Source organism: Saccharothrix sp. HUAS TT1, from assembly GCF_040744945.1.
In the GTDB taxonomy this organism is placed as follows: Bacteria; Actinomycetota; Actinomycetes; order Mycobacteriales; family Pseudonocardiaceae; genus Actinosynnema.
Genome location: NZ_CP160453.1, coordinates 8,129,014 through 8,155,863, shown reverse-complemented (window position 1 = coordinate 8,155,863; position 26,850 = coordinate 8,129,014). Strand labels below are relative to the sequence as shown.

At 69.0% G+C, this 26,850-nt stretch carries 12 protein-coding genes; 2 read left to right on the top strand and 10 right to left on the bottom strand.

Going from position 1 to position 26,850, the window contains the following annotated elements; genetic code table 11:
• The first annotated feature begins 71 nt into the window (after nucleotides 1-71).
• The gene (locus tag AB0F89_RS35660) at nucleotides 72-5,042 is read left to right on the top strand and encodes an AAA domain-containing protein (protein ID WP_367130624.1); all 4,971 of its coding nucleotides are present in this window, start codon (nucleotides 72-74) and stop codon (nucleotides 5,040-5,042) included.
• A gap of 31 nt (nucleotides 5,043-5,073) precedes the next feature.
• On the opposite strand, the gene AB0F89_RS35655 is transcribed toward AB0F89_RS35660, so the two are convergent.
• From AB0F89_RS35655 to AB0F89_RS35620, 8 genes are all read right to left on the bottom strand, one after another.
• Nucleotides 5,074-7,197 (bottom strand): DEAD/DEAH box helicase, encoded by a 2,124-nt coding sequence (locus AB0F89_RS35655; protein WP_367130622.1) that lies wholly within the window; start codon nucleotides 7,195-7,197, stop codon nucleotides 5,074-5,076.
• A complete protein-coding gene (gene brxD / locus AB0F89_RS35650) occupies nucleotides 7,194-8,519 on the bottom strand; it encodes a BREX system ATP-binding protein BrxD (protein ID WP_367130620.1) in 1,326 nt (441 codons plus the stop codon). Before brxD ends, AB0F89_RS35655 begins: the two co-directional genes overlap by 4 nt.
• The gene (pglZ, locus tag AB0F89_RS35645) at nucleotides 8,516-11,176 is read right to left on the bottom strand and encodes a BREX-2 system phosphatase PglZ (RefSeq protein WP_367130618.1); all 2,661 of its coding nucleotides are present in this window, start codon (nucleotides 11,174-11,176) and stop codon (nucleotides 8,516-8,518) included. The genes brxD and pglZ overlap by 4 nt, the downstream gene beginning before the upstream one ends.
• Nucleotides 11,176-15,021, bottom strand: a complete 3,846-nt coding sequence (locus tag AB0F89_RS35640) for a PglY protein (protein WP_367130616.1) — start codon at nucleotides 15,019-15,021, stop codon at nucleotides 11,176-11,178. Before AB0F89_RS35640 ends, pglZ begins: the two co-directional genes overlap by 1 nt.
• A gap of 6 nt (nucleotides 15,022-15,027) precedes the next feature.
• Nucleotides 15,028-18,612, bottom strand: a complete 3,585-nt coding sequence (gene pglX, locus AB0F89_RS35635) for a BREX-2 system adenine-specific DNA-methyltransferase PglX (RefSeq protein WP_367130614.1) — start codon at nucleotides 18,610-18,612, stop codon at nucleotides 15,028-15,030.
• Nucleotides 18,613-18,675: 63 nt separating this feature from the next.
• Nucleotides 18,676-22,968 (bottom strand): BREX system serine/threonine kinase PglW, encoded by a 4,293-nt coding sequence (gene pglW, locus AB0F89_RS35630; protein WP_367130612.1) that lies wholly within the window; start codon nucleotides 22,966-22,968, stop codon nucleotides 18,676-18,678.
• A 266-nt stretch (nucleotides 22,969-23,234) separates the two neighbouring features.
• Complete coding sequence (locus tag AB0F89_RS35625) at nucleotides 23,235-23,402, bottom strand: DUF397 domain-containing protein (protein WP_367139147.1); 168 nt, start codon at nucleotides 23,400-23,402, stop codon at nucleotides 23,235-23,237.
• A 21-nt stretch (nucleotides 23,403-23,423) separates the two neighbouring features.
• Nucleotides 23,424-24,338, bottom strand: coding sequence for a helix-turn-helix domain-containing protein (locus tag AB0F89_RS35620; protein WP_367130610.1), 915 nt, complete (start codon nucleotides 24,336-24,338; stop codon nucleotides 23,424-23,426).
• Nucleotides 24,339-24,396: 58 nt separating this feature from the next.
• Between AB0F89_RS35620 and AB0F89_RS35615 the strand changes: the two genes are divergently transcribed.
• The gene (locus tag AB0F89_RS35615) at nucleotides 24,397-24,693 is read left to right on the top strand and encodes a hypothetical protein (RefSeq protein ID WP_367130608.1); all 297 of its coding nucleotides are present in this window, start codon (nucleotides 24,397-24,399) and stop codon (nucleotides 24,691-24,693) included.
• Between the two features lie 82 nt (nucleotides 24,694-24,775).
• On the opposite strand, the gene AB0F89_RS35610 is transcribed toward AB0F89_RS35615, so the two are convergent.
• On the bottom strand, nucleotides 24,776-25,555 hold the full coding sequence (locus AB0F89_RS35610; RefSeq protein ID WP_367130606.1) for an ESX secretion-associated protein EspG: 780 nt from the start codon (nucleotides 25,553-25,555) through the stop codon (nucleotides 24,776-24,778).
• Nucleotides 25,552-26,838 carry a PPE family protein gene (locus AB0F89_RS35605; RefSeq protein WP_367130604.1) on the bottom strand — a complete coding sequence of 429 codons (1,287 nt, stop codon included), beginning with the start codon at nucleotides 26,836-26,838 and terminating at the stop codon, nucleotides 25,552-25,554. The genes AB0F89_RS35610 and AB0F89_RS35605 overlap by 4 nt, the downstream gene beginning before the upstream one ends.
• Between the last annotated feature and the right edge of the window lie 12 nt (nucleotides 26,839-26,850).

Below are 26,850 nucleotides of genomic sequence, written 5' to 3'. Positions count from 1 at the left end.
CCAGCCGTGACGCTGGTCGGTGGCCTGACGATGCACCTGGTGTACCGCTCTGGATAGGTGAGGACTGCTGCATGCGCACTCCTGAGAACGACCCCGTGCTGCGCGACCGGGTCGCTCGGCTGATGGGAGTCCTGCGTCAGATCGCGGTGGCGAAGAACCGGCCGGTTCGGCAGGTGAACCAGTATCTCGACACCCTGTGGTTGTCACCCGCCCACGAACTCGGCCTCGTCCACGCAGCCCTGGAGTCGGGGGAGCAGGTTGTTCGCGTGCCGAGGGTGCCGAACGAGCGCGAACCCCTTCCGCCACCGTCGTTGCGGAACTGGGTCGAATGGGCCCGAGGCGGTGGTGATCACCTACCGGAACCGGTGCTGAAGCAGCGCGTCGACACCCTGCGCGGGTCCGTCCAGTCGACCGACTTCCCACGCCTCGAACGGGAGTTCGCGTCCTGGATGCGGGTGTGGCGGCCGTGGGCGGAGCGTGAACGGGTCCGGCGACCGCGCAGGCGCCTCTACGAGAAGTTGTTCGAACTCCAGCGCGAGGCCGTCGACCGGCCGGAGAGCGTCGAACTCGTCCTCTCGACAGGACTCCTGCACGCACCCGGCAGCGGAGAGGAGGGCGTACACGTCCACCTCATCACCCAGTCGGTTGTCATCGAGCAGGACGCGGTGACCGGTGACCTGGTGTGCTCGCTGGCCGACGAGTCGGTCCCGAGACTGGAGGCGGACGAGCTGCTGTCCGGTCTTCCCCTGTTCGACCAGTCGAGCGGTCAGGTGATGCGCGACCGGCTGCGCGACACCGTTCGATCCGTCCTCGACCCCGCGGCGGAGGGGTTCCTGAAGGAGTGGTCCTCCCGGGCGCTGCAGATCGAGTACGTCGTCGACAACGGTTGGGACCGCCCCGTGGGATCGAGTGCCCGGGTGGCGCTCGCACCCGCAGTCGTGGCGCGCCGGCGCGGGGCGTTCGCGCTGAGGCAGTACTACGACACCATCACCAGGTCACTCGTGGGGGACGACACGCCTGTGCCGCTGGGCTTGGCGCAGCTCGTCCGGGCGATCGAACCTGAGGGTCGGCTGCAGTGGCTGGAGCGCACCGGCAGCACCGCTGCGGCGGTGCTGGCCGAGGAGCCGCTGTTCCCGCTGCCGGCGAACGAGGAGCAAGCGCAGATCCTCGAACGGCTGGGCGGTGACAGCGGGGTGGTGGTGGAGGGCCCGCCGGGCACCGGCAAGACCCACACCATCGCGAACCTCGTCAGCGCGCTGCTCGCCCGCGGCCAGCGGGTGCTCGTGACCAGTGAGAAAGCCCAGGCACTGCGGGTGTTGCGGGACAAGCTGCCGGAGTCCATGCGCGACCTGTGCGTGGCGCTCACCGACGCGTCCACCAAGGGCGACTCGGAACTGGCGCGCAGCGTCAACCAGCTGGCGGGCCGCAAAGCGGACTTCAACCCGGTCAGAGCCGAGCGGGAGATCGCCGATCTGGACGCTCGCCGCCGTGATGCGTTGACGAAGCGCGCCGACCTGCTGGAACGCATTCGAGCGCTGCGTGAGTCGGAGACCTACGTCCACCCGGAGATCGCGTCGGGTTACCAGGGCACGCTCACCGGGATCGTGCGAACCGTCAACGCGGAGGAGGAGCACGCGTGGGTCCCGGCACCCGCTTCCGGTCCACTCCCGCTGAGCGGCGACGAGTTCGCCGAGCTGGTCGACCTGCTGCGTGACGAGACCCCGGAACGGGTGGGTCGGCGCGGCCAAGTGCTCCCCGCAGCCGACCAACTCCCCGACAGCGAGGCGGTGGCCCGGTACAGCGAGGCCGTGGCACGTGGCGACGCAGCCCGCGGAGGCGAAGTCGGTGGCCTCGTCCAGGTCCTCGGCGACTTGGACGCTGTTCGGCTCGCCCACCTCGGCCCGACGTGCGCCGAGGTGTCCGAGGCGATCGACGCGGTTCGTCGGCTGGCCTCCGAGGCGACGTGGGCGCTGTCGATGGCCGAGGGCCTGCTGACCGGCGGGGTAAGCCACTTGTGGGAGCGGGCGGCTCAGCAACTGGGGCGGGTCGAGCAGGCCGTCGCCGACGACCACGAGGCGGGTTTCGCGGACGTGCAGGTCGCGGGCGGCATCCTGCCCGGCCCCGCCGCCGAGGTGCTCCGGGCTTTCGCCGACTACCTGGACAAGGGCGGTGCGGTGCGCAAGAAGCTGTTCCGCAGCGATGAGCAGAAGGCGATGGCCGCCTATGACACATCCGTCCTGGTCGACGGCGCTCCGGTCCGGACAACCGAGCAGGCGCGGGCCGCGGCCGCGCACTTGCGGGTTCTGGAGACCCACCGCGTTCTGGACGCCGCATTCGCCCCACTCGGCCTCACCCTCGCCGCCAACCCCCACCGGGGTGTGCTCGTAGAACGGATGCGGCAGGTCAGGTATGCCTGCAGTGCGGTCAACCGCGTCGTCACGGCGTGCGGGCAACTCGCCGGGTTGCTGCTGCCGATCCCCGTTGCGCAGCGTCCGCGCGTGGACTCCCTGACGGCGGCCGAGGCGATCGCCCGCACCGCGCTCGCGGTGTCCGACGCCCGCGTCGCATCCTTAGCGCGGGTCGAGCTGGACGAGGCGGCGCGGAGAGTTCTCGGCGCGGGTGAGGGCGCGCGTTCCGCGCCTGAGGTCGAAGCGGTCGCCGCGGCGCTGCGCGAGGCCGACGCCGCCGCGTACCGCGACGCGGTGGCGGCTCTCGTCGACGCCCGGTACCAGTACCAGGCTCAGCTCCGTGCTGACGAACTGCTCGGACGCGTTACCAAGGCCAACCGGCCGCTCGCGGAGGAGCTTCGACGTTCCCGCGCCGACCGGTCGTGGTCGCTGCGGATCGCGCACTGGCCACGGGCGTGGGCTCGGGCCCGTGCGTTGACCTGGGTCGAACACCAGGCGACACCAGACCTGGAACGCGCGCTGGATGGCGAACTGGACGTGCTGGTGCAGGAGATATCCCTGCTGACCGCCGAACTCGCAGCGGCTAAGGCGTGGCTGGCGTGCCTGAGCCGGATGACCGCCGTGCAGGTGCAGGCCCTGCAGAGCTACCGGTCGGCGAAGAGCAACGAGCTGAAGGGGACCGGCAAGTACGCCGAGCGGTTCCGCAGCTCGGCCCGCGAGGCGATGATGGTCGCCCAAGCCGCCGTGCCCGCGTGGGTGATGCCGATCCAGCAGGTGCTGGCGTCGATCCCGCCCGTGCCGGGCGCGTTCGACGTGGTGATCGTGGACGAAGCCAGCCAAGCGGATCTGACCAGCACCTTCCTGCTGTGGTTGGCACCGCGGGTCATCGTCGTCGGCGACGACAAGCAGTGCTCGCCCTCGGAGGTGACCTCGGGGTCGCTGGACGAGATCTTCAACCGCATCGACACCGACCTGCCGGACATCCCGAGTTACCTGCGCAACGAGTTCAGCCCTCGCTCCAGCATGTTCTCGATGCTGCGCGCCAGGTTCGGCCAGGTGGTGCGGCTGCGCGAGCACTTCCGGTGCATGCCGGAGATCATCAACTGGTCGTCCAACGAGTTCTACCGGGACGCGCCGCTTGTGCCGGTGCGCCAGTTCGGCGCCGACCGGCTACCGCCGCTGCGCACGACGTACGTGCGCGGCGGCTACTCGCAGGGGGCGAACGACCGACTGGTCAACCGGCCGGAGGCCGAGGCCATCGCCGAGTCGGTGGCGGCGTGCCTGGACGACCCCGCCTACGACGGCAAGACGTTCGGAATTGTGGTCCTCCAGGGACGGGCGCAGATCGACCTCATCCGCGAGGAGCTTTACAAGCGCATCGCCATCGAGCAGTTCACCGAGCGGCGGCTGCGCATCGGAGTCCCCCCGGACTTCCAGGGGGACGAGCGCAACGTCGTGTGGCTGTCGCTCGTGGTCGGACCCGAGCAGAGATTCATCTCGCTGACCAGGCGGGAGTTCCAGCAGCGGTTCAACGTGGCCGCCTCCCGCGCCCAGGACCAGCTGTGGCTGTTCCACTCGGTCACGGCCGACCGGTTGAAGATCGGTGATCTGAGGCACTCGCTGCTGACCTACATGAGCACGACGGGTTCCGTTCCGGTGTCGCCCATGCCGGACGACGTGGACCCCGACAAGCGGCACCCCGACTTCGACTCCCTGTTCGAGCAGCGCGTGTTCCTCGACATCCGGGCCCGCGGCTACCACGTCACGCCCCAGGTGGAGACCAACGGCCGACGGATCGACCTGGTGGTCACCGGCGCGGCGGGCAAGCTGGCCGTGGAGTGCGACGGCGACGCGTTCCACTCCACGCCGGAGCAGCGGGTCGCGGACCTCCAGCGGGAGCAGGAGCTGAAGCGGTGCGGGTGGATGTTCTGGCGGGTCCGCGAGTCCACCTACTACCTCGACCGCGTCGTCGCGCTGGCTCCGCTGTGGGAGACGTTGGACCGCCTCGGTATCAAGCCGATCGGCTCAGTCGTCAGCGATGGAGCCCCGACCGCGACGGTGTGGACCCCGGCGGTCCTCGACCGTCCCGAGCCCGCACATCCGGACACCGACCCGGACATCGGCGACCAGGAAGGCGGCACCGCTGCCACCTCCGGCGACACCCACACCGCGGAACGGGTTCCGGTGGAACGGGTTCCGGTGGAGCCGACGCCCGCCGGCAGGTACGACGCGGACGACCGGGTGTGTGTCCTCCTGGTCGAGGAGGCCCGCCGCAGGCCGCTGCTGAACGAGGACGTGTGCGACCTGTTGGGTGTCGACGCGACCACTGCCCGAGAAGTGCTCAACGCGCTGGTGAACAAGGGAGCGCTCCTCAGGTCGGGGAGTCCGCTGGGCGCCAGCTACCGCCCTCCGGGTCAGCGCGAATCGCCGATCGAGGACAAGCCGGACGACCCGAGGCTCGACGTGGTCCGGCGGTTGGCGAGCCGGGTGGGAGGTGTCGGCAACGCGGGAGTGCGAGAAGCTCTCGGCATCAGCGCAGGGGAGGCCCAGTTGCTCCTTCGCGCGCTCCACCAGGCCGGCGAGTTGGACCGGATCGGCTCGAAAGGGGCGCGGGTGTACCGGCGGCGGCGCTGATCCCCCTGTGCTGCGACGGCGGGTTCGCGGTCTACCGCGGTCCCCCGGCGGTGACGACGAACCTGCTCGGCTCGGCCAACACCGCCGCCGCGCCGTCCAGATCCGCCAGGCGCGCGGCCAATGTCGCCGTTGCCAGGGTCTGCGGCAGTGCCTCGCTGAACTTCAAGCCCTGCAGAGCCCGTTCGTCGACCTCCGGCAGGCACAAGCGCTCGGCCGCGTCGACCAACGCCGCCCGCCACATGCCCATGGTGACGTCCGTGCGGAGCCGGATGGACGCGTCGTCCACGCGCTGCTTGGCATCGGTCAGCTCGGACAGTGTGGAGGCGAGCGTGGCGTTCGCCCGGTACCCCGCCCAGGTCCACCAGCGCACGTCCGCGTCGTCACGGGTCACGACCGTTCCACCGGGGTGCACGGTGCTGCTCGCGTCCTCGCGCTCCTCGGTCAACGCGCGTTGTGCCCGCTGGGTCATCTTCACGGGCGGATCGCTACCCAGCAGCACGTCCCGAACGGCGTGGCTCAGGTGCAGCGAGGCACCGCTGAGCCCCGGGGTGTGCCAGCGAGCCTTGCCGCCGCCGGTCGCCTCCTCCACGAAGCAGCGGCGGCGCTTCCAGTCGATCCACCCGACTTTCCAGCTTCGCCCGCCCAGTAGCAGCAGACGAGGACCCTCGACCTTATCGGTGAGCAGCGCGGGGTCGGTGCGCCCGATCTCGCGGCGACCGTGCAGGACGGTGAACTGCGGTGGCGCGGTGAACACCGCCGTCATGTCCATGAAGTGCCTGCGCCCGAAGCGCTGTTCGGCCGCGGGCCCGATGAACAGCATGTCACCGTCGCGGTCGAGGAAGCCGTTGTCCACCAGGTGCCGCAGGATCGGCTCGGCGCTGCGGTCGAACGGCGCCAAGCCGTTCCAGCCCTCCGCCCACAGCCGGTCGCCGATGCGGTTCTCCTGCAGCGCCAACGCGAGTATTTGCTGCGCGACGATGTGCCGCGGCTGCGGTGGGGCGGTGACCGGCTCGACGAAACCCCTGCTCCACAGCAGGAGCAGCCCCGCCGTCCAGGCCACCTGGTCACGCCTGATGGCGAGGAACAGGCAGTTGCGGACCGTCCCGGCCCGGCGACCGGTCCGCCCGAGCCGTTGCAGGAACGACGCCACCGAACCGGGCGCGTTGATCTGGATGACCCGGTCCAGGTCGCCCACGTCGATGCCCAGCTCCAACGTGCTGGTGGAGACGATCACGCAGTCGCGGGCTTCGGCGAAGGCCAGTTCAGCCCGCCGTCGCTCGTCCACGGACAGGGACGCGTGGGACAGGAACGTGGTGACACCGCGGCTGCGCAGCGCCTCACCCAGTTCTTCCACCAGCTGCCGGGAATCGCAGAACACCAACCGCTTCTCGCCTCGGTGCAGCGAGGAGATCACCGTGGCCGCGTTGGACACCGAGCCCACGTAGTCCAGCTCGATCTCGCCGACCGATGCGGGGTTCACGGCGGTGCCGGTGACCCCCGGCGCGATCACCCGAGCCGGATGGGCTCCCCGACTGGAACCCTGCAACCAGTCCAGCAGGTCGTGCGGGTTACCGACCGTCGCGGACAGGCCCACCCGTTGGATCCGTCGCCCGACCACTCGTGACAGGCGCTCCAGGACTGCCAGCAGGTGCCAGCCCCGGTCGTCGCCGGCGAAGGCGTGCACCTCGTCCACCACCACCGTGCGGAGACCGGCGAAGAACGCGCCGTGCTCGACCTTGACGCTGACGAGCATCGCCTCCAGGGATTCCGGTGTGGTCAGCAGGATGTCCGGGGGATCACGGAGGATCTTCTGGCGGGTGGCCTGGGTCGTGTCGCCGTGCCACAGACCGACCCGGCGCCCCAACCACGAGGCGTAGCCCTCCAGGCGGGGGTGCAGGTTGTTCAGCAGTGCCTTGAGCGGGCACACGTAGATGACCGACAACCCCGTCCACTTATGCTGCTCCATCGCGCTGAGCAACGGGAAGCACGCGGCCTCCGTCTTGCCCCCGGCGGTGGGCGCCAGCAGCACCGCGTCGTCACCGTCCACCAACGGCCCCGCTGCCTCCGCCTGCAACGGCCGCAACGAACTCCACCCGAGCGTGTTCACGATGTGGTGCACCAACGCCGGGTGCAGACCGTCGAGGCCGTTGGTCACGGCAGGTCCAGCGCGATGTCGTCCGCGGAGCGCGCCGCCGCGTTCCGCTCGACCTCCGTCAGCTCGGACTGGGCCAGGGTGAGGGCGTAGTGCCTGCGCGGGTCGAAGTCGTCGTGCTCGTCCACGCGGTCCAGCACGTCGGCGACCAGCTTGCGCAGGAAGATTCGCGGCGCCACCCCGACCTGGCCACCCAGGCCGCCGGTGACCGCGTCGGCGAGCTGAGCGACGTAAGAGTCGTCAACGGCGGACGAGACGCGGTCGGGGTGACGTGCGACGCCCACGTACAGGTCGCGCACCGCTCGTCCCAGTTCACCCAGCTTGACCAGGTCGAACCCGGGCAACCGGAGCTGCACCGCCCGAGGGGAGTCGAACTTCGGGTCGGTGGTGAAGTCCGTGGCCAGCCGCTGCGCCAGCGGTGGGAGCCGCTGCACGCCCTGCTGCCCGTCGAAGAACGCGGGTGTCCCGGTGATCACCAGGAACAGACCGGGGAAGCGGCCCGCGTCGATCTCGTCCAGCAGTTGTCGAAGTGCGTTGAGCCCCTTCTCCCGGACGTCGCCGCGCACCCGTTGGAGGGTCTCGATCTCGTCCAGCACCAGCAGCAACCCGGGGTGCCCGCTGTCCCGCAGCACGGTCAGCAGTCCCTGGAGGAAACCGAGTGCGGCGAAGTGGTCGAGGTCCCCGCGCACGTTCGCCGCACGTCGGGCCGACGCGGCGACGGACTTCTGCCCGCCCAACCAGGCCAGCAGCGCTTCCGCCGTGGCGGCGTCACCGGCGACGCGCGCCTGCCGGTAGCCGCGCAGGGCCGCGGAGAACGCGGGAGTCGTCCGAGCCACCTCGGCGAGGCGCTGCTCCAGCAGGACGTCCACCGCCTCCGACAGCGCTTGCTCGTCGTCCTCGGCGACCTCGCCGCCGTCGAGAACCTCCTCCTCCAGCGTGTAGAACCACGAGTCGACCACAGGTCCCAAAGCGCTCGGCCGGTGCGTCGCCGTGCTGAGGCGCTCGGTCAGCCGCCGGTAGACGGTCTCCAACCGGTGCAGCGGCGTCTCGGTCTCCGAGATCTGCACCTCGGTGGCCGCCAACCCGGCGCGCTTCGCGCGTTCGGCCAGCCACCGGGCGAAGAACGTCTTGCCCGATCCGTACTCACCGCGCACCGCGTGGAACGCCGCCCCGCCCTTGGCCGCGGTGGCGATGTCTTCGTCCATCGCCACCGTGAACCGGTCGAGGCCCACGGCGAACAGGTCCAGCCCTGTCTGGGGCACGGTGCCGCGCCGCAGGGCGGCGATCACCTCGCGCCGGCGAGCTTCGCTGACCGGGGGCGTCACGGCTTCCCCACCCCGAACTGCTCACGCAGCAGGTCGATGTCCAGCTTCAACGTCCGCCCGCCGTCGATCGGGGTCAGCACCGGGTAGCCCTCGACGTTGAGCAGGCGTTGCAGGATGCTCACCAGGAACTCGGGGCTGCGACCGGCCCGCCCGGCAGCGGCTGCGACGGCGACGACCGATCGGGTGCCGCCACCTTCGACCAGCACGTCGATCACGGCCGCCATCTGCGGCTTCTGGATGCCCTTGGGCACGAACTCCTTCTGCGCGTCGTAGACCTTCGTGTCCACGATCCGACTACCCAGCGACGTGCTGGGTGCCGCGAACAGCGGTTCGGACTCCGGCGCGGCCGGAGCCTTGGGCGTCTTCCGACGCGGTTGCGGTGCAGGTGCCACCACCTCGGTTCGACGGCCCCACCACTGCGGCGTGACGTCCTCCGGCGAGAGCATCCGCCACCCAGCAGGCAGCGCCTGGTCCGCGGCGGGCAGCAGCACCAGCACCGGAACGGTCATCTCGGCCAGGGCCGCCCCGCCGTGGTACCCGGCTCGGCGTTGCAGGTAGCGGATGTCCTCCCGCCACGGGACGACCACCCGGCCGCCACCGGCCAGCACCCGCGGCCCGGCTAGTCCCACCTCGCCGTCCTCCGCCGTCCCGAGCCGCCAGCGCACCGACTCGACACCGGCCGCGCCGGTCGGGGTGCGACCGTCGGTGGACCGGTCGAGCACGTGCCCGTGATCGGACACGAGGACCACCGGCCGCCCGTAGGCCCGTGCGGCGTCGAGGAGTTCCCGGAGGTAGGTCACGTCCTCCACGCGCCAGCCGGTGCGGTTGCCCTCACGGCCGTGGTCGAGCGCGTCGTCAATGGTGTTGAGCACGACCGCGACCACGTCGTCCCCGGCCAGCGCCGTCACCAGCGGTTCCGACAACCGCTGCCCGGCGTGCCCGCCGATCTCGCTCTTGTGGAACAGCACCGCCTGGCGGTGGCGCCGACGCCAGAACGCGGCGAACCCGTCCCTCTCGACTCCCTGCGCACCCGCCGTGGGCGATCCCGTGAGCAGGGCCGCCCGGCTGACCGTGGTCACGGACGGGATCGCCGCGACCGCGCCGAGGCGCCCGCCGTGTTCCAACGACGCCTCGTGCCAGCCCCGCTCGGCGAGCTGCTCGCCGAGTTCGACCGCGACCGCACTGCTCATCCCGTCCAGCACGAGAACCAGCGGCGCGTGCTCCTTGGCCAGCGGTGCGACGACGCGCTCCAACACGTCCTCGACCAACAAGCACCCGGCCGGGTTGAGCGTGGACGCAGTCGTGGTCCACGCCGCCAGCCGCCGGGCGAACGACTCGTCCAGCCGGTCCCGCCGTTCCCGGACCGCGTCGTGGACCCTCCGGTACGCCTGCCCCAGCACGGGGTCGTGGACCTCATCACCGGCCCACAGCACGGCGAGCGCCCGGTCCACCCAACCCCACTCGCCGAGGTGGGAGCGGATCGCGCCGGCGACGGACTCGACCTGCGGCTCGGGCTGCCCGAGCCAGCGGACCAACCGCACGGCCATCGACGCGGTGGAGGTCTGCGCGGGGAACAGTTCCGCCAGCGCGTGCTCCTCCACGTCCCGCAGCGACTTCTCGGCGGCGTCGTCGCGGCGCCGGGACAAGGCGGTCCCCAACGTCCGCAAGCGTGAGCGGAAGCCGCTGCGCAGGTAGCGGTTCCCGGCGAGCGCCTCGGTCAGCTCCGCGGACTCGGCCAGCTCGTCGGCCCGCGTCACCACGTCCAGCACCCGCCGCCGCGCGGCTTCACCACCGGCCTGGACCTCGGTGAGCCAGCGGTCCAGCGTGCCCGCGACCGCGTCGACGAACGCGGGTAGCTGGTTGCCCTTCGGCCGCACGCCCAGCAGCCCGCCGAACGCGACGGCGATCTCACCGGCCACGCCCTTGCCGGTGGCGACCGAGCCGAGGATCCCCAACGCCATCGCGTCGTCCGCGCGTCCCGCCGAGGCGAGGTCCATCAACACCGCAGCGGCGTCACCGACATTCTCCTCCAGCCAGGACACCAGGCCCTTGCGCTCCGACTCCGGCAACGTGGCGAACCCGGCGGCGGCGGGCGTGCGGGACCAGGCGAGCAGGGCGGCGGCGTCGATGCCGCCTTCGGTCAGCTCGGCACCGCCCAGCCGGGCGCCGATCAGCGCCCGCACGGCGGCGTCCCTGGTCAGCACCGTCCCCGGACGACGCCAGCCGCCGGTGGGCTCGGCGTCGAGCAACGCATCCACCAGCCACGGCTCGCGGCGGATGCGCGGGTCCACGTCCTTCGCGCCGAACCGCTGCTTGACGATCTCCACTCGGTCGACCGTCTGCGTGGCCTTGCCGACGGCGTGGGCCCGGAGGTCCCAGCCGAGCTGCCGGTCGTCCACCACGGTGGTGACCACCAGCACGTCGTCCTCACCGGCCGCCTGATGGGCCTGCCACGCTTCCACAATGCCGAGCACCGACGGCTGGTCGGTGACCGTGATCCGCCTGGCCTTGCCGCCGATGGTCATCTTGAACTCGGCTGGCGACGGCCCGTCGAAGCGGCCGTGCACGAGCAGCAGCCGCCGGTCGCGCGGATCGGGGAGGTGGGCCTCCAGCAGCGTCTCCACGATCCGCCGGTTCACCTGGGGGGCAACGGCCATCAGGACCCGCTCTCCGGCCCGACCACGCGCAGCGTGATCTCGATCTCCGCGCCGGGGTGCTGCCGGGCGTAGTCGGCGACCTCGCGCCGCATCTCCTCCACCAGCCTGCCCAGCTCGGCCTCCACCGCGGTGGGCGCGACCCGGCGGGTGGCGCGCGACGCGCGCGGACCGGGCGGGGGAGTGGGAGGCACGGGTTCGGACACGATCGGCCCGGACCCACTGGTGCCGCCGGAGCCAGACACAGGCGGGCTGCCGGTGTTCGTGAGGCTGATGCCGCCAGCACCACCGGTCGGTGGCGTCGGGTTCGGAGCCGGTGGGATGGGAGGCGGCGCAGGCGTGCTTCGCGCCGCCTCCTTCATTACCGCGACGGCCCGCGACTGGACCGACCCCAGCACCGGCACCAAGTCCCGGACGAGCTGGTCGGCCTCGGCGGCCTGCCGCACGTCGTCCACCAGACGCGACGCCATCTCGCCCGCGCTGTCCGGACGTCCGACGAACTCGCGCGTGGAGGCCAGCAGCGACCAGTCCACGCCGTCCAACGCGGCCAGCACCTTCGGTGCGGAGGTCAGGGCACGGCTCATCACCTCGCTGGTCGCCTGGTAGCTCACACCCGCCAGGGCACGCAGGAGTTTCGTCGGCTCCTGCTCGCCGGACAGGACGGCGAGCACGTCCGCCGCGTCCCGTGCCGTTCTCGCACGTCCCTGCATGGGGTCGACGCCGAGTTCCTCCGCGTGCCTCTGCAGTGACTTATGCACGCCACCGACCGCAGGCTCCAGCTCGACCACCTTCGCCCGCACCTCACCCGCCAGCTTGGCCACGTTCCGGGCGAACCGCGCGTCCGGCACGTGCACGCCGAACAGCGCGCCCGCTTTCTCCCTCGCCGCCGTGAACTCGTCGGGCGTCGGCAGCTCCTGCGCCCGCAGGCTGAAGCCGGGACCGATGCGCTCCAGCTCCGGCGGGTTGGTCGGGCCGCCGTTGTAGAGCCAGGCGCGGTCGGACAGCAACGCGTAGGTGGCGATGATCAGATTCGCGACCGGCTTGTCCAGTCCCGTCCACCCCATCGCGGCGATCCAGGAGCGGATCTTCTCCACGTCGAAGTCACCGGTCACGCCCTCGCGGGAGGCGTGCTGCTCGATGCGCTTGCGCCACTCTGTGGACAGGTTCAGCGGCCCGTCGCTGACCTCGCCCAGCTCCAGCGGGTGCGCGATCTTCCGGACCAGCGCGAGGTCCTTGCGGTCCACCACGATACGCTGGTTGCCGCTTTCCTGTGCCTCGGTGACCCATTTCAGCACGGTCCGCAGCTCGCCCGTGGTCACCGGCTTGCGGCTGCGGGTCACGTCGAAGTCCGGGTGCTTCGGGTAGAGCACATCGAACGCGCTGTCGGCCAGCGCCAGCAAGTTGTACTCGAAGGCCGCGCCGCCGTGCAGGCGCGGCTTGTGCGACGGCAGCAGGGACAACACGTGCCCGTCCTCGCCGACCTCCGCGCCGATCGTGCCCTCGTCGCCGCCGGAGATGCCGTAGAGCTGTTGCAACGCTGCCCTGAGCTGCGTGGTGAGGTTGTCCTTCTGCGCCTGCAACTGGTGCCGCACGCGAATCCGGTCGTCGGTGGACAGATTCGCCGCATGGTCGTCCAGCCGGTCCCGCTCCAGCAGATAGTTGATCTTCAGTAAACGGCCGAGCTGCCCGGACTTCTGGCTGGACAGGAAGTGCGGCAACCACACCACGGTGGCCGCTTCGGTGCCCTCGCGCTTGAGCTTCTGCACCCGTCGCGCGTCGTCCACCGGCGGAGCCCCGGCCGCGTCGAACGGGTAGTCGAGCACGAACCGCACCCGGCCGTCGACGCTCGGCGTGAACTGCATGTCCGGCAGGTCGGAGTGGTCGCGCACGTTGCCGAACACGAACTCGGCGACCCGCCGCGTGCCCCGCCAGACGACTTCGCGCTCGGACACGAACTCCTGCGAGTCCTTCACACCGAGCGCCTGCCACAGTTGGTCCTTGATCCACACTCGCCGGGCGCCGAGGCTGTCCTGCTCGCCGACCTTCTCCAGCAGCGGCTCGATGTCGAGGTCGGACAGGTGCAGGCTGAACACCGGGTCCTCGTCGCCCTCGGAGCGCAGCTCACCGAACTCCGCCTGCAACGCCCGCAGCCGCTGCACCACCACCGACGCGGGCGTGCCGACCCGGGACCGGATCGACCCGTGGTTCAGCGCGGCCAGTCGCGCGCCGGTCAACCGGCTCAACGCCGGCACAGCGGGGGCGAGCGAGGCCAGCAGCAGTGTCTTGACCAGCCGGTCGTCCTGCACGAACCGGGTGTCGCCCTCGCTGCCGTACTTCTCCAGCAGGTGCGCGCGGACCTTCGAGTGGAAGCGGTGGGCGGCGTCCGCCTCGCGCTTGAGCTTGTCGGTGAACGCCTCGCCGGTGCCGTCGGACAGCACGTCCCACAGGTCGCCGAGCGGGATCAGCTCACCCAGCTTCATGTCCGCGCGACGGCGGCGCAGCATCTCCTGCAGCAACTTCAGACCCGTGCGCTCCCGCTGCAACGCGCCGGAGAGCGTCACCAGCACGTTGAGCAACGCGGGGGAGAGCGGGTAGACGTCACGGAACTCGGCCCACGTCGCGCCGGTCACGCCCCCGGAGTCCAGCAGCACGTCCCGCGACAGCGCGTTGGCCGACTCGATCGTCGCGAACGCCTCGTCCAACGCCGTGCGGGCCTGCGGCGACACCGGCTTGAGAACGCGTTCCTTGATGATCGCCGGGAGGTTGCGGTCCTCCAGTTCGACCACGTCAAACCGGCCCGCGAGGTAGTTGACCTGCGCTTCGAGGTTCTTCATCTCGGCGCCGGTGACGTCCTCGCCGACCAGCTTCGACAGGTCGCGCTGGCGGGAGATGAACGACACGATCGGCAGCACCCGGTCCGCGTCGCCCGACTCGATCAGCTTCACCAGCTTGCTGACCTGGTTGTTGACGAACCTCTGGTCCTTCATGTTCGCCTGCAACCACAGGATCATCTCGTCCAGGAACAGGATGATCCCGTCGTAGTGGAGTACGTCGCGCGCGTGCCGGCTGATCACCGCCAGCCCGTTCTCCAACGGGATGAACGCCTGCTGATCACCGCTCGCGCCACGCGTGTAGGAGGACATGGGGCCCGACAGCAGCGCCGACTCCAGCGCGCTGCGCAGCGTGTCGCCCTGCGGCGCGGTGAACGCCTGGTCCAGCTTCGCGGTCGTCCAGGTCGACACCGAGTCGATGGGGTCCAGGTCGTCCTCGTCGCCGGACTCCTGCGGCGTGCCGCTCTCCAACCACTGCGCGAACTTGCCGTCGTCGGCCAAGAACTCCCGCTGCCGCCGTGCGTCGGCCAGCATCGCGTCCGACCGGTACACGGCGGGCGTCGGCTTGTCCGGGTGCAGCTTCCGCGTGGTCGCCACGTACCCGCCGAGGATGGCCGAGTCGATGTCGGCGGCGCCCACCAGGTGGTAGGGCACCATCAGGAACTTCTTGCCGCCCAACCAGTCGTCGTTCTCCGCGATCACCGGCTGGAGGCCGGTCTTCTCGCGCGCGGACGGCTCGTTGTGGAGCACGGCGTGCAGCACGGTCAGGAAGTGGCTCTTACCGGAGCCGAACGACCCGTGCAGGTACGCGGCGTGGGAGTTCCCGTCGCGCACCGCGGCCCGCACCACCGAGAGGGCCTTGCGGAACGCCGCCTGGAGCTGGTCGGTCACCACGTACTCGGAGACCCGGGCGTCCGTCTCGGTGAACCCACCGGACAGCTCGACCTTGAAGTCGCCCGCGTGCACCGACTCGGGGATGTGGATGACGTCCCGCAGGTACATCTCTGCCGTGCTCACAGCTGATCAGTCCTTCTTCGCCGCGCGTCGTCCCCGCGTGGGCGCGGCCGGTCGCCACGCGCGCAGGTCGTCTTCGGTGAGCTGGTGCTTGGCCCGTTGCTCGGTCAGGTAGGCGTCGTACTCGTCTGCGGGGACTCCGCCCCACTCATCGTCGTACTCGCCGTGCCACTGCTTGACCCAGGGCAGCACTTCGAGCAGGCCGGCGAGCAGTGGGGTCAGCCGTTCGGCGGACCAGCCGGACTGCTCGGTGCGGTCGTTGACCGTGTTGACCAGCGCTTGCGCCTGGTCCTTGTGATCCCAGCCGGCCCAGCCGAGCAGGAGCGTCGGGTCCGCGTCGGGGCTCGCGTCCGGATAGGAGATGAAGCGCTCCTTGGGGACGTCGAGCTTGCCGCGCTGGGACCAGTAGCTCGTCTTCCGGAAGTCGCCGCTGCCGTACTTCGGGGGCACCGGGATGTCCAGGCGCTTGCCGGTGCGGTCCTCTTCACGCTGAAGCTCCCAGACCTCTTCCCACTGCTCGCGCTTGCGCAGGCCGGAGTCCTTGTAGCGGAGGGCGGCGAGGTAGGGGACGTGCTGGTCGGCGATGACCTGTTCGAGGACCTGGGCCAGGGTGAGGTCGCGCTTCTTCAGGTGGTCGGTCGCGTAGAGCTGGGCGACGGAGTTCATGTCGGCGTCGTCACGGAACTGATCGGCGAGCTGGCTGACGGTGAGCGTGCGGGGGTGCTTCATGCCGTCGCGCAGGGCGAACCACAGTTCGGGCTTCTCGCAGCGGTCCACCAACCAGTTGCGCAGGGCCTCAGCTTCGCGCTTCTCCCAGGGGACAGTGGCCCAGCGGCGCTTGTACTCGGGACGCTCAATCAGGGCGATGTCAGGTCGCTTCTCGATTATTTCAATGCGCGCCTGCACAATGTCTTGGTACCACTGCGGCCAGTGATTCGGAACTTCGGTAAATGGTGTGGATCCGTGACGGGTGAACCATACAGTCTCGCCTCCTTCGGTTGCTACCTTGCGCGCCAAAACGATCTCAAAAGCGCGTTCTCCAAGGTTGACCTCAGGTACGACCTCTGTATTGCTTGATAGAACCATTCCAGCCTCGCTTCTGTTCAGCAGGCCGTAAGACTCGTACACCTTCCAATCCAGCTCTTCCTGTAAAGCGATGACCTTCCTTCGAACATCCTGCTTTTTTGCTGACCTGGCATCAAGATTCGCACGGAAAAGCTTTGACGGGCTTTTCTTCATAGGCAGGACATCTTCGGTAAGCTTTTGTGTGAGATTATGCAGTATCTCCGCCGTAGAAACGGGAAGATTGAGGGGGGCCGGAAATTTCTGGAGGCCGGTTCCTGTAAATTCGTAGAATCGCTCCCATTCGTCGTGCATGAAGCCGCCGCTTCCGGATTGGCTCCCTTTGTCGTGGCTAACTTGCTTTAGCCAGAAGCATGCTGCTGAAGAATTTAGCAGGCCGAGTAGTGATAGGTAGCTTTTCCGGCTTGCATCTTCTGGCAATTTGAGCAGTGGTGCGGACCTATTATGCAACATGCAGTCATCAAGATATGCGAAATGTTGGTGTGTTGCAACAAAAGACCATGTCAGAGCGGGACCTGAGAGCCTAGATCGAGCAACTTGATGCCAACTCCACCAAGCGCGATCTTCCTCTCGGTAGGTTGATCCGTTAAATGTGGCTCGTGAGCCAAGTAGTGTCCTATGCGGCCACATTCGGCGAAGTAGGCTAGTGTCTTCGTTAATCTTTCGTAGCTCTCCTGCGGTGCTGTAGGGGAAGATGGCCACTTGGTGGACTTGGGTTGTGAAGTCTCGGATGTCTGCACCGGTAATGAAGGGCCTATAAAAATCTGGGCTTATCTTTGATCTTTCCAGCGATTTAAGTGTCGCCAGAAAGGAGTCATCGGAGTTTGTCTGGCCGGTGTATCCTATTGAAGTGACGCGATTCTCTAGGGGTATCGAATCCGACTCCATTGCTTTCGCGATTTCGCTGCTAAGTCCTCCAGTTAGAGGCCAGGGGTGCTTAGAGAATTCCAGTCGATCCGCGTCGCGCGAAAGAGCCCATTCTGACTTGTGCAAAGGATGTCGAGCTAGTGTCGACACGGCAAGCCAGGCAGCACCTTCCGCCGGTACTTCCGGTTCGCTAGGTTCGCCTTTAAGACTATGTACGAGGCGGATGGGGTCTGAGATTCGACCGTAATGATTTTTTCCCACCAAGATTACAGTGGGTGTTCCGTGTCCAGGAATGAAGGCGCTCGAAGTATCGATTACTCTTGTGAGATGGACGGTAGGGAAAAAGTTTTCGACAAGTTTTCTGCCGAACTTGCGTCTTATGAAAGAGTTTGCTGTAATCTGTCCAACGTGCCCAGCGTTACGGCTATCGCCCGTAGATCTTTTTGCGAGCTGAAAAAATCTCTGTGCAAAAGGTGCTGATAGTGCGTAAGTGCCCGAGCAGACATCGTAGCCCCGGCGGTAGTTTTCGTTTTCTTGCTTGTCTTTGGGGGTGATATATGGAGGGTTTCCTACTACCGCGTGATAGCTCGATGCGCCGAGAAGGTTGATTGACCGGTATTCGGCAACGTCTTCTGTGCGGTAGGTGTAAGCATTTTCTGACTCGAAAAGACTTCCTTGTACGCCGGGTGCTCCGTGGCCATGGAGCAACGAGTCGCCTACGGCGACGTTGATTGGGAAGATCGACGCCTTCTCCAACCTCGGTCTCCCTGCGGCGCGTAGTGCGGCTACTAGAAGACGGAAGCGAGCGATGGAAGCGGCAAATGGGTTCTTGTCGCAGCCGTGTACCGATTCAAGAGATCGGGAAATCAGTTCCCAGTCGCTTGTGCCGGGTTCGGCGACGCGCCACTTCGCGAGCAGGCGGTGAAAGATGCCAAGTAGGAAGTGACCTGATCCGCAGGCTGGGTCGATGGTGCGTAGACCCTTGAGACCGAACTCATCGACGGCTGGCTCCAGCGTCAGGTCGAGGATGAACTCCTCCACGAACTCCGGCGTCTGCAACAACGCGTAAGTCTTGCGTGCGTGTTCCGACAGGTCCTGATAGAGGTCGCCGAGGAAACGAGTGTCCCAGTCGTCATCGGCGAAGCCGTAGCGGATCTCGCCGTCGTCGCCGCGTCGTCGCCAGAAGTTCAGCAGTGCCGTAGCCTGCTCGAACGACGGCGTGATCTCCCATAGCGGGTTGTATCGCTTGTCGAACAAACCCTCGACGGTCTTGTGCGACGACGCCAGGTGGTCGAACGCGGCGACGATCCAGTCCCGGTCGTTCTTCTCCGGGTGTTCCTTGAAGAACGCCTCGTGCCGCTCCACCGCATCGGCTAGCCGATTGCCCGGCCCGGCGATGAACGGCCACTCGATCAGGCCGTTGTCCTCGCAGAACCGCACGAACACCGTGCCCAGCACCCACGCCACCGCGACCTGCGTGACACGCTCGTCCCGCCACGCACCATACGTCGCCGCAGTGCGCTCGGCCTTGCGCGCTTCGTCGTACTCCGTCTTCAGCGCACTGGCGAACGGCTCCTCGTCACTGCGCGTTCGTAAATCTTCCTCCAGGACAGTGACCTGTTTGCGCAAGTCTTTCAGGAGCATGGCGTGGTCTAATCGTGCGCGCGCCAACTAAAACCTTCCCCAGGACAGTTTACTCCTTTTCTATCACGCAACGATGACGTTGTCAGCGCGCATATGGAGTAAATAGCTCCGAGTCAGGGGGAGTTGCTCGGTGGCGTCCAGTACCTCGACGGTCCGACCGTCGATTTGCGCTGCTTCCCGCGCTGACTCACCAGGGCACAACAGCCATAGCCCACGCGGCGCGCCGACCGGCCGCCGAGCGGCGTTCTGAAGGTGTGTCAGCAGCTCATGGCCACCTTCTGGGAAGTACCGGGCGAGCAGCCCAGCGTTGTGGACGAACAATACGTCTCTGCCCAGCGACGGATCGAGCAGCTCTTCCTTAACGTGCGTCCAAGCGGCCCTGACGTACGAGGCCAGCCCTCGCGGCATCTCGCCGGACTCAGCGAAACGCGCATCGACGCCGAGCACCTTGCTCCAGTCCTGTCCGCGTTCGGCAGCCAGCTTCCGCAACTCGGTCAGGAACACCTGGTTCAGGTCGATTTGCCGCACCGGGTGGAGTTGGGCCAGGACGTCGGCTGTGCCGGGTAATTGAGCGCCGCGCAGCGTCAGAGCGAGGAAGCCTCCGCGCTCGAACGCCGTAGCCAGCTTGCTGGTGATCACCGCGTACGGGTCGTGCATACTGCCGAGCAGGGCGTGGGTGCTGACCGACGTGCCGGTGGACGAGGACGCACGCGCGTGTCCGGGCTGAGGTGGCAGGAAGCGGTGGGTGGACAGGTCCCACTCCAACGGGACACCGGCCTCGCGCAGCGCCTCCTCCATGCGCACGTGCGTCGGCTCCGAGCGCCACGCCAGCTCCGGGAACCGCGCACGGATCCGCTGGCACAACTCTTCGGTCGTGATGCCGGGTTCACGCCGCACACCAGCGCCGGCCTGCGAGATCCGCAGCGCCCGCGCCAGGTCGAGGTCCCTCGGGTACAGCTCCAGACGCGGCGAGTCGGCCGCGCGCTGCGACACGGCCGCCGCCAGCTCCACCAGGCGCGTGTCCGCCAGCGGCGCCAAGCCCTCAGGTGCGGTCACGGCGCGCAGCTCGCGCAGAACGACACCGCGGCCCGGCAGTGGGTCCTGTCCGACCAGGTCGTCGGCGTGCTTGCCCAGCGCCACCGCGTAGTCGGCCAGCTCGATGGCGCTGGGATCGTTCTGCCCAGCCAGCGACTCGCACGCGATCAGCACCCGTGTGCCGCGCCGCAGGACCAGCAGGCGAGGGCTGGCGTCCGGGTCGTCCGAGTGCAGCCCGGTCCACTCCTCGGCGTCCACCGCCGCCCGCACCACGGCGAGCGCCTTCGCCAGCGTCCGCTTGGGAGTGTCGTGAGCCGCGCCGTGCCGGACGCGCACCGCCTTCGCCAGCTCCCGCGCGGTCATCACCCGACCGGCGTCGATGACGAGCTGCACCAGCTCGTCACGCAGCTCCGCCACCCACGGCTGCTCCGCCCACTGCTCGACGGCCGCCCGGTAGTGCCGGGACACCGTCGGCTGAGCGAGACCGACGACGCGGGCGACCTTGGACTGCTTCGCCCACAGCTCGGGCACACCGCTCTCGTCGGGTAACCCCAGCATCAGCCGGAGCACCTGCTCCTGCTTGGTGGACTTGCCGGCGGAACGGGGAGCCAGCCGGTCCGCCATGTCGTCCACGCCGAGCTGGACCGCGGTCTCGCTCTCCTCCCGCTCGATGGGAGCGGGTTCGGCCGCGCCGCGCAGCCTGGCGGTCCACTGCTTGTGGCGGCGGTTCAGCTCCTTGCGGATGACCCGACCGGCGCCGCGGGCCTTGGCGATCTCGTAGAGCGGCACGTCCAGCAGCTCGCCGACCGTCGTCGCGCGGAACCCCTGCGCGACCGACACCGCACGCGGCGACAGCCCGGCCGCATCGAGTGGGGTGTTCAGGCCGGCGGCCTCGGCGTGCTTCTCCCTGGCGCCTTCCACGGTCGCCGCGTCGAGGCCGACGGTGGCGGGCGTGGTGGCTGGGCTCGCCGCGTCGGCCTGGGCGAACACCGCGCGCCAGGCGTCCTCCATCTGCCTCAGAGTGTCGAACCGCCGGTCGACGTCCCGGTGAAAGGCGCGCAGGAAGAACTCGGTGAGGCCGTCCTGAAGGGCAAGCTCGAAGGAGGCCGTCGCGAGCGTCGGCGTCTCGTCGGACGCGGTGCGCGGATCGGTCAGGCCGTCGCCCCACACGGGCTTCTCGCCGGACGCCATCTCGTGCAGGGTCACGGCGGCGGCGTAGCGCTCGGCGTGGTCGTCGAAGACCGGCCGGCGCGGCGTGTCCAGGAACGGGTCGAGGTAGCCGCGCGTGCCCGCCTTCACGTCCCGCTCGGACACCCCGTGCAGGGAGAAGTCGAACAGCATGAGCTGCGACGACCGGTCCTCGCGTCGGAAGACGGCCAGGTTGTCGGGCTTGAGGTCGCGGTGCCGCACGCCCTTGGCGGCGAGTTGGTCGAGGGCGGTGAACAGGTCTTTGCCGAACCGCTCCAGGTAGTGGTAGCTGAGTCGGCCCTCGGCGCGAAGGCGCGCGCCTAGCGTCTGATCACCGGCGAAGTCCAGGTCGAGTACGGTACGGCCGCCGAGCACGCGCGGGCCGTCGAGCAGCTTCACGACGACACCGCCGCCGACCAGGTGCAGCGCGTCGGCCTCGGCGCGTAATCGATCAGCCTTGTCCTCGTCCAGCGCGACCTTGAGCACCCGGCGCGTGACTGTCTCGGTGCCGTCGTCGTCCTCGTCGGTGCGGTGCACCAGCAGGGCGCGAGCCGTCGCGCCGGTCCCCAGCACCCGCTCGACCACCCACGGGCCGTCGACCGGCTGCCCAGGGGTCGCGTCGAGCGGGTCCACCTCGGCGGTGTGGGTCTCGGGCACGGCCGAGTCGCGCTCGACCCCGTCCAGCGCGTCGAGGAACGCCTCCGCCGAGTCGAGCCGGTCGGCCACGTCCGCCTGGGTGGCGCGGAAGACCAACGAGTCCAACGCCTCGGACACGCTGTCGCTCACCGCGTACGGGTGCAGGCCGCGCTCGCGGGCCAGCCGGTCCACCAGGCCGCTGCGCTGCGTGGCGGGCGGCTGCCCGGTGACGATCAGGTAGGCCAGCGCGCCCAGGCCGAACACGTCCAGGTCGACCGGGTCGGAGTACGGCTGGTCGAACTCGGGCGCGAGGTAGACGCCGGCCGCGTCGGGCAGGTGGCTGCCCGGCATCGACGTCATGATCGAGGACATGCCGGTGGTGTCGAAGTCCCGCGCCGCGCTCTGCCAGTCGATCACCCGCAGCACGGGGGAGGAGCCGTCCTCCTTGGCCGACACGTACACCGACCGGGCCGCCAGCGCCCGGTGGTAGAGCGAGCGGCTGTGCGCGTAGCGCAGGGCCTCGCCGAGCTGGCGGACCATGTCGAGGCGGGTCTCGGGGGTGAGCCGGTCCTCGTGCAGCGCGAGGTAGGAGTCCAGCCGCAGGTCCGTCCCGCGGTGCGCGAACCGGATTGCCGGGCCGCCCTGGTGCTCGCGGATCTCCATCGCCTGCGCGATGCCGCGGTGGGTGATGCCCTGCAACACCTGGTACTCGCGCCGGGCGGCCCGCTCGACCGACTGGCGCTGGTCCTCGGTCGCCTGTGCCTGAGTCAGGTAGATGCGGACCCGGCCCTCCTCGCGGACCGGCTGCTCGCGCCGGGCGAGGCGGTCCTCCCAGGTCGGGCCCGCGTCGAGGACGTCGGTGGTCAGCTTCCAGTCGTCACCGAACCGCAGGTGGGCGGTGGAGACCCGGATGCCGATCTTGTCCAGCAGCTTGGGCAGCACGTGCCGGGAGAACTCGGGCGTGATCCGCTGCGCCTCGCGCTGCGGCGGCGTCGCCAGCAGGTCGCGCCAGATCCAGAGCAGACCCTGCGAGGCATCGTCACGGCCGTAGACGCGCACGCGCTGCACGTCGTCCAGTCCCGACACCAAACCGGGAGCCGACAGGAACACGGCCGGTTCCACGCGCGGCACCCGCTGGCTGATCTTCAGTTCCTTGGCCGCCCACTCCAGGCGGGACTTCAGCTCCTTGGACTTCAGGTCCGTCAGGTGCAGCGGGTTGCGCAGCGTCCGGGGACGGGTGCGGCCGTCCTCGAAGAAGCTCCACGTGTCGCCGTTGTTGACCACCCGGCCGGGGTGCGCTTTGAGTTCGACCAGGTAGAGGCCGCCGGGCACCGCGATCAGCAGGTCGCACTCGTTGATCCGCCCGGACGCGGCGGTGAACGAGAACGTCGCCCACGCGCGGTAGGGCTCGGCGTTCGGCATGAGGCGCTTGACGGCGTCGAGGCCGTCCTGCTCCCACGGGTAGGGCGAGGTGCGCTCCTGGAACCACCGCTGCACCGCCGGCGGAGGACCCGGCTTCGGCGTCGTGGGCCGTTCCGCTGAAGGCAAGGTCTTCCCCCCGAGCTGTCGTGCTGTGCTGAGGTCGCGATGCTACTGGCGACCGCCGGCGTACCCCACTTGGAGCAGCCACCTGTGCGTCGCGGCGGGGGCTCTCCGCGTTACGGCGGGCAGGCAGGCAATCGGAGAGGCAAACCGAGTGATCTTCGCTTTACCGGAATTCGGGAAGAGGGTGGTCAGGCGGCGGCAACCACCCTTCCTCGCGATCAGTCGGCCTTGACGGCCCTCAGGAACGACCGGAACGCCTTGGAGCCGACCAGGAGTCGACCGCCCTCGGGGTTCTTCGAATCGCGAAGGCCGACCACGGTCGTTCGCAGTGCGACTTCGACGCAATTGGCGTCATTGCCGCTGTAGCTGCTCTTCCGCCACGCCATCGGGGTCACTCGCGTGCCACCTCACCCTCCGTCGAGGTCGTGAGCGATGGACGTCATCAACCGGACGGAACCGTCCTCGTCCAGCGCCACGTCCGTCAGCTTCTCCACCGTCAGCCTATAGAGGGCGACGCGGGCCGGGTCGTCCAAGAACAGGCCGGTGGTGCGGTCCTCGACGAAGACCACCGGCTTGTCATTGGCGAAGTCGAGGATCACGAACTGGCCCAGCAAGCCGGCGTGGCCGACGACGCTCGACGGGATGACGCGGATCGTGACGTTCGACCGGTCGGCCAGGTCGGCCAGGTGCCGGAGCTGGCGAGCCATGACCTTCGGCCCGCCGATCGGCAGGCGCAGCGCCGCCTCGGTCAGGATGAGGTTCAGCTCCGGCGGCCTGCGGCGGGCCAGGATGGCTTGGCGCGCCATGCGGCGGCCCACCCGGACCTCGATGCTCGGTTCCTCCTCATCCACCTGGATGGCCGAGATGACGGCGTAGGCGTACTCCGGCGTCTGGGCGAGGCCCGGGATGAGCATCAGCTCGAAATCGGTGATGACCGTCGCCCTGGTCTCGAAGTTCAGGTAGGTGCGGCTCTGCACGGTCGGGTTGCTGGCCTCGACCAGGCCGGAGCCGTCGCCGCCGCGCGCTTGGTCGAGCAGTCGGTTGCGCTCCGGGCCGATCACGCCGATGACGGCCAAGATCGCGGACACCTCTTCGGGGGTGGGCTCCCGCTTGCCGTTCTCCAGCCGGCTGATCGTGCTGGCCGAGACGCCCAGCCCGTCACCGACGTCTTGCAGCGTGAGCTTCGCTTTCGTGCGAAGGCGCTCCAATTCGAATCCGATTCCCCTGGTGGTGACGCCGGACTTCGCTACTGCCACGATGATCTCCTTGCGATGTGTGCAAGCATCGAAGCAGAAAACAAGGCCTGAGCTGCGAAAAGTCACCCGATTGAACGACCTTCCGTCCTTGCTGTCCTAGTTACCGCACTGCAATCCTCAGCCCATGAACACAGTTGAGGAAGATCGAGTGCTGCGACGGCACCTGGCGGCCGTGCTGGTCGGGGTGCTCTACAACTCCGACCGGAAGTCGTTGCAGATGGCGCGGGCGGAGACGCACCGGCTGGTCGGCGCGGTGACCACGTGCCTGGGCACGCACCCGCTCGACAAGGCGGGCCGGTGCGACGTGTGCAAGTCGTCGGAGTGCGCGCTGCGCAGTGATCTCCGGCTCGCGCTGATGCCGTCCGACGGCGTCGCGGAGGAGAGCATCCTCGACGTCGTCGGTATCGAGCGGAAGAAGTGATGACGCCGGAGAAGCCCGTCGAGGACATGACGATGGCGGAACTCCTGACCAATCAGGTCGATCAGGAGTCCGTCGAACCCGATCAGCCGGTGAGGCTCAACAGCTCCGACACCGCGTGAACGAGCCGTTGCGGGTCGGCCGGGCTCAGGGTGGACCACTCACGTCCGTCACCGGACGGGCGGCGGGTGAACTGCCACCGTCCTTCCGGTGTGTCGTAGAACGACACCGCGTACGGTCCGCGCTTCCTCGGTCCCGGTCGGCCTTGCAGGGTCGGGCGGACCGCCGTGCCGAACTGGCCCATCCGCTGCACGTTGCCGAGCACTGAGCCGATCTTCTGCGCGTCGGGCCGGGGCAGGCCCGCGTCCCGCAGCGCGTTCTCCAGACGGGTGGCGGACTCACCGGCGGCAGCCGCCGCACGTTCCAGGTCCGCTGCGGGCAGGCTGATCGACCGTGACCGGGGTGTCGGGTGCGGCGGCAGCAGTGACACCACCGACGCGGCGAGCGCACTCTCGTCGATCGGGCTCAACGCCAGCGCGTCCGAGGTCAGGACGGCCGACACGGCGTGTCCGCGTCGGACCGCCGCGACCGCCCGGACCCGTGGGCCGGCGTCCAGCCGCAGCCGGGCGTCGACCTCGCGTTCCGGACGTGACAACAACTCCAGCGAGCCGGCCAGGCGGGCGTCCAGCTCACCGCGCTCGGCCAGCCCGCGTGCCGCCAACGAGCGCCACGCGTCGTTGAACAACGCGCGGCGCTCGTCCAACGTCGCGCCGTGGGAGGGGATCGACAGGATCGTGGGGTACTCGCCGAGCTTCAGGTGATCCCAGCACAGCTCGAACTCCAGCCGGGACAGGGTGAACCTCACGGGCCGTCGTCCCCGATCACCGGTGGCGCGACCCGTGGCATGGAGTCCTCGCCCCACACGTCGTCCAGCTCTTCCAGGTAGGGCGCGGTCTTGTGCTCGATGTCGTCCTCGCCCCGACCGCCTTGCGGCGCACCGGCCATGCCTCCCACCATCGGAGTGCCCGCCGCGCCCCTCGCGCCTGCCGCACCGCCACTGGCGCCGGCACGGTTGGCGTGCTGGTCTCCGGCGATGCCGGAGGACGAGCCGTGGCCGAAGGGCTGGCCGCCGTGACCGGGCTGGCCCGGAACGCCGGGGAGTCCGCCGCTGAACCTGGGCGCGCCACCCGGCGGGTTGCCGCCGAATCCCTTGGAAACGCCCGGACCGGTGCCCTTGCCGGGAGGGTTGCCGCCGGACGGGTTCCGCCGGTCGTGGAAGCCCGGGGTTGGGTTCGGCCCGATCATGCCGGGCGGTGGCACCGCGACCGGCGGTTGCGGTGGTCCGGGTGTGTAGGGCGGGGGAGTGATCGGTGTGGGGCCCGGTCGGGGCGCGACGTCAGGCGTCGTCCCGACTGCCGAGGTGTTGGTGTCGCCGCCGATGGGCGCGACGGCCGGGGGCGTGCTCACCAGCTGCTGCGGCTGGGTCGTGGTGGTCCGGCTGGGGTCGGTGGAAGTGGGCGTGCTCCACCGACCGTCCGAGAACTGCTGGGAGTACCGGCTCTGCGCCTCGGACTGCTCGAACGTGGGCTCGGTGACCTGAGTCGTCACCTGGGGCGGCGGCGTGAACGTGCCCAGGAGGCTCACCGCCGCCGACGCGCCGTCGCGGTAGCCGTTCATGACCCGGACCGCCTCGCGCTTGGCCTCGTTGGCCTGCTGCTCCTGGACGTCCTGGTCGGTCTGACCGCCGACCAGGTGCGTGAAACCGGCCGGGATACCGAAGAAGTCGTCATTCGCCGTCGAGGTGACCTCGACCGGTTCCGGCATCCGCGTCTTCGCGCCGCCGTAGTGGGAGGTCTGGGCGGAGAACGCGTTGTGCGTCTCGACGCCGGCGACGCGGGCGTCCTCGGCCCACTGCGCCAGCGGAGCCGCGCTGCCGGTGAACCGCTCGCCCGCCGCGCCGACCCAGACTGCCCCCGCGTCCCGGATCGCCGATTCCAGCTCGCTCTTGGCGTTGCCCATCACCGCGCGGAAGCTGTTCCAGGCGTCGTCCACGGCCTGCGCCGCCGAGTGGCCAGGCCCGCCGTGGATCTTCTCGTAGAGCTGCTTGTGCGACTGCGCGTCGAAGTTGTGGTTGCCTATCCCACCCATCGAGTGCTCCCC